At 58.7% G+C, this 8,777-nt stretch carries 9 protein-coding genes; 3 read left to right on the plus strand and 6 right to left on the minus strand.

Annotated elements, in window-relative coordinates; all coding sequences use genetic code 11:
- Window positions 1-39 precede the first annotated feature (39 nt).
- Genes ACOCD2_RS07470 through ACOCD2_RS07495 form a run of 6 tightly spaced genes read right to left on the minus strand, consistent with a single transcriptional unit; the run spans window position 40 to window position 6,025 of the window.
- Window positions 40-267 (minus strand): hypothetical protein, encoded by a 228-nt coding sequence (locus tag ACOCD2_RS07470; RefSeq protein WP_293672525.1) that lies wholly within the window; start codon window positions 265-267, stop codon window positions 40-42.
- 52 nt (window positions 268-319) lie between these two features.
- Window positions 320-658 carry a DUF3240 family protein gene (locus tag ACOCD2_RS07475; protein WP_293645810.1) on the minus strand — a complete coding sequence of 113 codons (339 nt, stop codon included), beginning with the start codon at window positions 656-658 and terminating at the stop codon, window positions 320-322.
- Window positions 655-3,729, minus strand: a complete 3,075-nt coding sequence (locus ACOCD2_RS07480) for an efflux RND transporter permease subunit (protein ID WP_293645812.1) — start codon at window positions 3,727-3,729, stop codon at window positions 655-657. Before ACOCD2_RS07480 ends, ACOCD2_RS07475 begins: the two co-directional genes overlap by 4 nt.
- On the minus strand, window positions 3,729-4,811 hold the full coding sequence (locus ACOCD2_RS07485) for an efflux RND transporter periplasmic adaptor subunit (RefSeq protein ID WP_293645814.1): 1,083 nt from the start codon (window positions 4,809-4,811) through the stop codon (window positions 3,729-3,731). The genes ACOCD2_RS07480 and ACOCD2_RS07485 overlap by 1 nt, the downstream gene beginning before the upstream one ends.
- Entirely contained in the window at window positions 4,808-5,794 is a 987-nt protein-coding gene (locus ACOCD2_RS07490) for a TolC family protein (RefSeq protein WP_293679737.1), read from the minus strand. The genes ACOCD2_RS07485 and ACOCD2_RS07490 overlap by 4 nt, the downstream gene beginning before the upstream one ends.
- 27 nt (window positions 5,795-5,821) lie before the next feature.
- On the minus strand, window positions 5,822-6,025 hold the full coding sequence (locus ACOCD2_RS07495) for a hypothetical protein (RefSeq protein ID WP_293645818.1): 204 nt from the start codon (window positions 6,023-6,025) through the stop codon (window positions 5,822-5,824).
- Window positions 6,026-6,157: 132 nt separating this feature from the next.
- Between ACOCD2_RS07495 and ACOCD2_RS07500 the strand changes: the two genes are divergently transcribed.
- The 3 genes from ACOCD2_RS07500 to ACOCD2_RS07510 are packed head-to-tail and all read left to right on the plus strand — an operon-like array spanning window position 6,158 to window position 8,446.
- Complete coding sequence (locus ACOCD2_RS07500; RefSeq protein WP_293672527.1) at window positions 6,158-6,490, plus strand: PepSY domain-containing protein; 333 nt, start codon at window positions 6,158-6,160, stop codon at window positions 6,488-6,490.
- The gene (locus ACOCD2_RS07505; protein ID WP_293645820.1) at window positions 6,487-7,146 is read left to right on the plus strand and encodes a response regulator transcription factor; all 660 of its coding nucleotides are present in this window, start codon (window positions 6,487-6,489) and stop codon (window positions 7,144-7,146) included. Before ACOCD2_RS07500 ends, ACOCD2_RS07505 begins: the two co-directional genes overlap by 4 nt.
- Entirely contained in the window at window positions 7,130-8,446 is a 1,317-nt protein-coding gene (locus ACOCD2_RS07510; protein WP_293645822.1) for a sensor histidine kinase, read from the plus strand. The genes ACOCD2_RS07505 and ACOCD2_RS07510 overlap by 17 nt, the downstream gene beginning before the upstream one ends.
- Window positions 8,447-8,777: the final 331 nt, after the last annotated feature.

Consider the following 8,777-nt stretch of genomic DNA (forward strand, 5'->3'; position numbering starts at 1 on the left):
CACGGACTATTGATGCCCAGTAGTTGGCTATAGTGCTCTTCAAGTTCCATAGTGGCCCCCATCATCAGCGGTAGTGGATAGCGCTATTTTACTGAGTTTCCACACTGTTTTACCAAGAGCCGAAAAATCCACGGCTTCCGGCGGCAAACCGGCTGCGTTGTCGAACAGGATTTTCAGCAGTGCGTCGGTTTGGCTGCGCTCATGCAAGCAGGCAATCACAAAGAGCAGCACAACGCCCGCACCAACAACAGCTGTAATCAAAGCCACCTGTTCAATCCTGTCTCTCTGTTTCTCCTCCGGCCATGATAACAGCAGCGTTCTATTCCAGATGCACACCCACGATGAGCGGCATCATCCAGTAGTGGACATCACTGCCCCTGAACTGCTGCTTTAGACGGCCCAGCAGTTCACAGGCGGCTTTCTGCGGCATATGGGTCTGCACCATCCAGCCCTTGCGATAACCTGCCACCTTTTCTGCCGCGCTCATGCTGTGTTCAGAACCGCCATGACCGTTCACGGGCAGGCTGATAAAGCCCTCCACTTCCGGTTGCTCCAGCAGCCAGTCCACCAGCATGTCGGACAAGGCCGGAGGCAGCACCAGGGTGAGCAGCGCTTCGTTCTCTTCTTCCTGAATATCGTCCAGTCGGGTTGCATTCATGAGGTCTTCTCCTGGGCAAAGGCAAAGCGGCGATAGAGGATGGGCAGCAGGATCAAAGTCAGCAGGGTGGCCGAGATCAGGCCGCCGATGACCACGATGGCCAGGGGACGCTGGATCTCGGAACCCGGCCCTGTGGCAAACAGCAGGGGCACCAGACCAAAGGCAGCGATGCTGGCCGTCATGAGTACGGGACGCAAGCGGCGCCTGGCCCCTTCCACCACGACTTCCTGCAGGCACTTGCCCATGGCGTGCAGCTGGTTGAAGTAGGTCACCATGACCACACCGTTGAGTACCGCAATGCCCAGCAGGGCGATAAACCCCACGGAGGCCGGTACGGACAGGTATTCCCCGGTGACCCACAACCCCACAATGCCGCCGATCATGGCAAAGGGAATGTTGGACAGCACCAGCACCGCCTGCCGCGCGGAGCGGAAGGTGGAGAACAGGATCAGGAAAATCAGGCCGATGGCCACGGGCACCACGATGGACAGGCGCTGGGCAGCACGCTGCTGGTTCTCGAACTCGCCGCCCCACTCCAGGTAGAAGCCGGTGGGCAGTTTCACCTTGTCGGCCACCTGCTGCCTGGCGTCTTCCACGAAACTCACGAGGTCACGACCGGAAACATTGGCAATGACCACGGACATGCGTTTGCCCTTCTCCCGCTGCACAGACACCGGGCCTTCGCTACGCTCCATCTTCACCAGGTTGGAAAGAGCCACCCGCCGTCCGTCGGGCAGCGCCAGGTGCAGGCCGGCGAAGGTGGCGGAAGAATTACGCAGGCTTTCCGGCCCCTTGATCACCAGGGGAATCCGCCGGGTGCCTTCATACACGGTACCCAGGCGCAGACCCTCGATCTGCGCGCGCAGCGTGTCTTCCAGGGTGTCCACATCCAGGCCCAGACGACCGGCGGCAAGACGGTCGACCACCAGCTTGAAATACTGGGCACCCTCGTTGCGTGGTGTATAGACATCGGACGCGCCACCGATCTGCTGGATGACCCTGACCACCGCATCAGCCGTGCTGTTCAGCTCATCCTGGCTTTCACCGAAGATCTTGATAGCCAGGTCACCGCGCACACCGGTGAGCATCTCCGAGACGCGCATCTCGATAGGCTGGGTGAAAGCATAGGCCACACCCGGGAAGTCCTTGAGCACATCACGAATCTTTTCCTTGAGCGCCTCCTTGTCCGGCACCGTCCATTCTTCCACCGGCCTGAGCACCAGGAAGCTGTCAGTTTCGTTCAGACCCATGGGATCCAGCCCCAGCTCATCCGACCCCGTACGGGCAATGACACTGGTCACCTCCGGTACACGTTTTATCAGCTCACGCTGCACCGCCATATCGATCTTCAGGGACTGTTCCAGGTTGATGGAAGGCAGTTTTTCCAGCTGCACGATGAGATCACCCTCATCCATGGTGGGCATGAAGGTCTTGCCCACCTGGGTATAGAGGAAGCCTGCACCCACCAGGATGGCCAATGCCACGGCAACCACGATCTTCACATGGTTCAGACACCAGGCCAGTACCGGCGTATAGACTTTCTGCAGCAGGCGCACCAGCCAGGGATCCTCATGGGAGACCTTGCCCAGCAGATAGGAGGCAAATACGGGAATGACCGTGAGCGACAGCAGCAACGAACCCGAAAGTGCGAACACGATGGTCAGCGCCACGGGAATGAACAGCTTGCCTTCCAGCCCTTGCAGCGTGAGCAATGGCAGAAACACGATGATGATAATGAGTATGCCCGCGGTCATGGGCACGGCAACTTCCCGCGCCGCACGATAGATGAGGTGCATGCGCGGCAGGCGGCTCTCACCCTTGTGGGCCAGATGGGTGATGATATTTTCCACGACCACGACGGCAGCATCCACGAGCATGCCAATAGCGATGGCCAGTCCTCCCAGAGACATGAGATTGGCAGACATGCTGAACTGCTGCATCATGATGAAGGTCACCAGCGCCGCCAGGGGCAGCACCAGTGCCACGGTAAGGGCCGCACGCAGATTACCCAGAAACAGCAGCAACAGGATGACCACCAGCACGATGGCTTCGCCCAGGGCCTTGGTGACCGTGCCCACGGCCTGGGAAACCAGCTTGCCCCGGTCGTAGAACACATTGATTTTCACGCCCTCGGGAAGTCCCGGAGCCAGCTCTTCGAGTTTGCTGCGCACACCCCTGACCAGCTCTCCGGCATTGGCACCACGAAGCCCCAGCACAAGGCCTTCCACAGCTTCACCTTTGCCACCCTTGGTGACGGCACCATAGCGGGTAAGTGAGCCGATATGCACTTCAGCCACGTCACCCAGACGCACAGGCTGTGTGGGATCGGGCCGCACCACGATATTGCGTATATCTTCCAGTTTGGTGATCGCGCCTTCCGTACGCACCACCAACACTTCTTCACCATCGTTGAGACGGCCCGCACCGTCGTTGCGGTTGTTCATCTCCAGCGCATCGCGCAGCCGGGTCAGACTGATGCCGCGCGCGGTCATGCGGGCATTGTCCGGCACCACTTCGAAGGTGCGCACCAGACCACCCAGTGAATTGACATCCGCCACGCCGGGCACCGTGCGCAAAGCGGGCCGGATCACCCAGTCAAGCAAATCCCGACGTGCACGCAGATCCAGATCGCCGCCATCCACAGAGAACATGAACATCTCTCCCAGAGGCGTTGTCAGAGGGGCGATACCGCCCTGAATATCGGCAGGCAGATCATCCCAGATGCCGGACAGACGCTCCGATACCTGCTGGCGCGCCCAGTAGACGTCCGTGCCTTCCTCGAAGTCCACGGTAATATCAGCCAGCGCATACTTGGTGATGGAACGCAGCATGTTCATGTTGGGAATGCCCAGCATTTCCACTTCCACGGGAGCGGTGATACGTGACTCCACTTCTTCCGGCGTCATGCCCGGCGCCTTGATGATCACCTTCACCTGGGTGGTGGAAACATCGGGAAAGGCATCGATGGGCGTCTTCTGGAAGGCCACCCAGCCACCACCGGCCAGGAGCACCACGACCAGCAGCATGAGCAGGCGCTGGGTGAGCGCAAACTGTATAAGGCGCGCCAGCATCAGCCTTCCCCTTCCAGCCAGGCTGCCTTGAGGGCGGCAGTGCCGCTCACGGCTACATTGTCACCTGCTTTGAGATTTCCCTTGATGATGAGTGCATCGGCTTCTTCAGCGCTGATGGAAACTTCCACGGGCTGGAAGCCTGCACTTCGACCCACCATCACCCAGGTCTTGCCATTCACACGCAACAATGCCTGCCGGGGCACACGCCAGGCCTTCTTGTCGCCCGCCTGGGCAAGCTGGGCCTCGACGAACTGTCCGGGTCGCAGGACGCTCCCGGCGTTGGGAATTTCCGCACGCACCAGCACGCCCTGGTCTTCACCATGGATCATGCTGCCGATGGTGATGACCTTCCCTTCAACAGAGAATTTCGGCACTCTGACTGCCGTGCCAACGGCGATATCACGCAGCTGTTCCAGGGGAACCTGTATCTCCAGCCACAGGGGATCGAGCCATCCGATACGGTAGATGGGGCTGGCCATTTCCACCCGCTGTCCGGGCATGGCCAGCTGCGCCAGGATCACGCCATCCAGAGGGGAACGCACCACAAGATTGGCGGAAAGCTTGTGTTTCTTTTCCAGCTCGTCGATGGCGGGCTGCCCCATCCCCGCCAGGAGGAGCGCCTGCTGGCGCTGGTCCACTTCGGTACGCGCCTGCATGTAGCGGGCACGGGTTTCCAGAAAGCGCCGATCGGCGATGATGCCTTCCGCCTTCAACTGCTTGTCCCGGTTCAGTTCGGCGCGGGACAAGCCCAGGCGGCTGCGCGCTTCCAGGTACAGTCGCTGTTCTTCCACCAGCTTCGGGCTCTGGATCACGGCAAGGACCTGGCCCTTGTGTACCGGCTCGCCTTCGGCGACTTTCAGTACACTGAGCAGTCCTTCCTGAGGTGCACTGACCACCATGAGCTGGGCATTGGGCACTCTGACCTTTGCAGGATAGGTACTGCCCCAGGCCCGGGTAACAGGTTCCACGGCAATAGTGCTTATACCCAGCGCCTGCTGTTGTGCAGGTTCGATTGTCACCAGTGGTGCGGCATGGAGACTGGCTGTAAACAGCAGGGCCATGCCCAGCAAAGTCTTTTTCATTGTGGGATCACTCCGGATAGATGATTCTGTTGCGCCATGGCAAATTGTTTTTCCAGCTTGCGTATCTGCAGATCTTTTTCTGCCCGTACTGCCTGCTGCTGCGCCAGCAACAACTGGTAGAGATCCATCTCCCCCAGCTCGAAAGCGCGACGGGCCAGTTTCAGGCGCGCATGGGAAAATTCATTTTTCTTTTCTGCCAACACCAGCAACTGCGTCGCTTTCGCCACATTTTGCGCCGCATTGCCAATCTTCAGTTCGAGTTCACGCTTCAGCAGGGCTGCCTCGGCTTCCACGCCGGTCAGCTCTGCTTCAGCTTCAGCAATCGCCGGTGCTGCGTGGGAACCTGTGCCGAAAGGGATGCTCAATTCGATACCCAGAGAATCTGTGTATTCCTCGCCCCGCATGCCCCGGTCACGCTTGGCATAGAGAGATTCCACTGGCGCAGCCCGGCGCTGCAGGCGGGTATCATTGACCTTCGCCAGTGCTGTACCGGTTTGTGCCAGCGCCGATCGCAGCTGGGGATGTTGTGCAAGATCCGGCGGATTTCCGCTCCTGTTGAACTGCTCGAGATCATCCGGCAGTTCATGCACTCCGGTGTAGTTGAACCAGGCCAGCCTGGCCTGCTGCTGACCGCTGACTGCTTCCTGATAAACCGCTTCGGTCTCCACCACATCCTGCTGCGCAAGCAGCAGATCGTTGCGCGTCAGCTCCCCTGCCCTGAAGCGATGCGCGATATCCTTTTCCAGCGCACGGGCAGCCGCCCATTGCTTCAGCGCCTGCTTTACCTCTGCCCCGGCGATACGCAACCGCCAGGCACGATCCAACACTTCCCCGGCCACTTCCCAGGTGAGGCGCTGCAACGCCATGTCTGCCTGACTGCCCAGATTGTCTGCAATGGCGCGGCGCGCATTCCGTTGCCCGGGAAGCCATACCGGCACTGAAACACCCGCGACATATTCTTCGTAACCGAAATCACTGCCCATGGGATCACCCGCCACGGACAGACCGGCCTACGGGTCTCCGCTGAACAGGCTGTCCGACTGCAGCCTGTAACCGGCTTCCACTTTGCGCAGGGCCTGGTGCCGGGAGTACTGCGGGTTGCGCTCGACGGAAACCTGCACGGTTTCTGCCAGGCTGCCAGCCTGGGTTGCCGGTGCCAGGCACAGCAACAGCAAGGCAATTTGTATAGAATGTCTCGTGTTTCCAGTGTTCATCAATGGTCTCGATTTCAAGGCGGCTTCGGACGATAACGGCGCAGTTTACCGATGCTTCCTGAAACCAAGCTGAAAACGGAAGAAAGCTGACGATTCAGCTTCGGTTCAGTTCCGCCTGATAGGCTGCAATGCATGCGTTATATTGTTTCCGGAATCCTGTTGCTCGGGCTGTTGGCCCTGTGGATGGCCAACAGGCAATGGCACGATTACGAGAAAGAAGGAAAGCCGGCCTCACCGATGGCCGTACGCCCCTTGGAAAAAAAGGATAAGGACCCCCTGCCCCTGCAAACCATCATCGGGCGGCTGCAATTGCCCAAAGGCACCCGCATTCTCGAGATCGAGCGTGAACACCGCAGTCACATCATGCACTATGAGTTTGAACTGGTGACGGCTGAAGGCAGATTCTACGAACTGCACGTCGATCCCTATACCGCGGAAATCGTTGAACGGGAGAAAGAAGATTGAGGCTGTTGCTGGCCGAAGATGATGCCACTCTGGTCGCGGACCTGGCGCCGGAACTGCGCCAGTCAGGTTATGCCGTGGACCACGCCGCAGATGGCCGCGAAGCCCTGTTTCTGGGTGAAACGGAACATTACGATCTGATCATACTGGATCTGGGGCTCCCGCTCGTGAACGGACTGGACGTATTGGCTCAATGGCGGGAACAGGACCTGAAAATGCCCGTGCTCATTCTCACTGCGCGGGACAGCTGGCGGGAAAAGGTGGATGGCCTGAAAGCCGGCGCTGATGATTACCTCACCAAGCCTTTCCACTTCGAAGAACTGCTGGCCAGGCTGCAAGCCTTGCTGCGCCGCAGTCACGACAGGCTGACGACACAACTGCATTCCGACGGTCTGAGCCTGGACGAAGAGCACCAGCAGATCATCCTGGATGATGGCTCTTCCCTGCCTCTGACTGGAACGGAATTCAGGCTGCTGCGCTATTTCATGATGAATCCCGACAAACCGCTTTCCAAGACACGGCTTACAGAACACGTCTACGAGCAGGACTTTGACCGCGACAGCAACCTCATCGAGGTCTACGTCCGCCGCCTGCGGGAAAAAATCGGTAAGGAACGTATCGAAACCCGGCGAGGACAGGGCTATGTCTTCAAGGGCTGATAACCGCGGTTCCCTGGAAAACGCCCTTAGCTGGACCATGGGCAGCCTGCTGCTGGTGGTGCTCCTGATGCTGCTGGGAATCGCTGCCTGGATCGGGCGGGAGAGCGCCATACAGTTTGCCCTGTCCCGTCTCCATCACGATGCTGAAGCCATCCTCAGCAGTATGGACATGACACAGCACAAAGTGGTCCGGTCACTGCCACCCATCTATACCCAGCCCCTGTCGGGTCACTATTACATGGTGCAGTTCGGCGACGGCAAACGGCTGGTCTCGCGCTCCCTCTGGGACCAGCAACTGGTGACTCCGGACAAACCTCCCGCGCAACCCCGTTACTGGCTGGCACCCGGCCCCCAGGGACAGCATCTGCTCATCTGGCAGGCCAACTACGAAAAGGAAGGGCAAAAGTTTTCCATCGCCATTGCGGAAGATGTCGCACCCCTGCTTACTGCCATCTGGCACTTTCTATGGATAGGCGTCGCAGCTTCACTGGCGGCCGTGCTGCTCATATTGCTGCTTCAGCGCCTGGCCATCCGGCGCTCCTTCACCCGCCTCGACACCATCCGGCAGGATGTCAGGGCAGTGCGCCAGGGACTGCGCACCCAGATCAGCGATGATGTACCCGCGGAAGTCCGCCCCCTGGTGCAGGAGTTCAACCAGTTGCTCCAGGCCTGGAAACAACACCAGGAGCGCTCGAGAAATGCTGTCGGAAATCTCGCCCATGCCCTCAAGGCGCCGCTCAACCTGATTTATCGTCATGGTGAAAAGCAGGGTGAAACCGTACTGACCGAACAGGCGCAGCAGATGCAACAGCTGATTGAAAGGGAACTGAAGCGCGCCAGGATCACGGGGCGTGCCGCCATCGGGCAGCATTTCTGCCCGGAACAGGATCTCCATGACCTCGCAGAAACCGTAAAGGCGCTTCACCACCGAAAACCCTTACAGATAGACCTGGACATCGATGCACCACAATGTATTGCCCTCGACCAGAACGACATGCTGGAGCTTGCGGGCAATCTCCTGGACAACGCAGCAAAATGGGCGCAGCACAGGATAAGGCTGCAACTCAAAACCAACAGCGAGCTGTTCCTCTCACTGGAAGACGATGGTCCAGGTATTGATCCCGAACTGCGCGAAGCACTGCTGGCACGCGGTCAACGCCTGGATGAAAACCAGCCGGGTCACGGACTGGGACTGGCTATCGTGAACGATATCACCGGGCTTTACGGCGGAACCATGCAACTGGACGAATCATCCGATTTCAAGGGATTGCGGGTCACCATCATCCTGCCACTGTCCTGACGATAGCTGAAAACAAATCTTAGATTACCGGAAAAATGGAAATCCCTATCGAGAATCGCTGTTGGCGTTATCCGGCTTTGGGAGAAAACACCCGCTTGATCATCCCTGCTCTGCTATGCCATCCTTTTTTCAAGGAGTATCACATCCCTTCAATCAGCCCTGTTGCACGGGTCACTCTGGAATTGACATGAAACCGATCATCCTTCTTGCCATCTGCGGAACAGCATCCATTGCTTTTGCTGCTCAGGCAGCTGTGTACAAGCGTGTCTTCGGCCTCGTGATAGATTTTGGGACATCCCAGTCCCCAAAATCGACTCGGCCTTTGACAACC

Source organism: Thiolapillus sp. (assembly GCF_048562965.1).
In the GTDB taxonomy this organism is placed as follows: Bacteria; Pseudomonadota; Gammaproteobacteria; order Chromatiales; family Chromatiaceae; genus Thiolapillus; species Thiolapillus brandeum_A.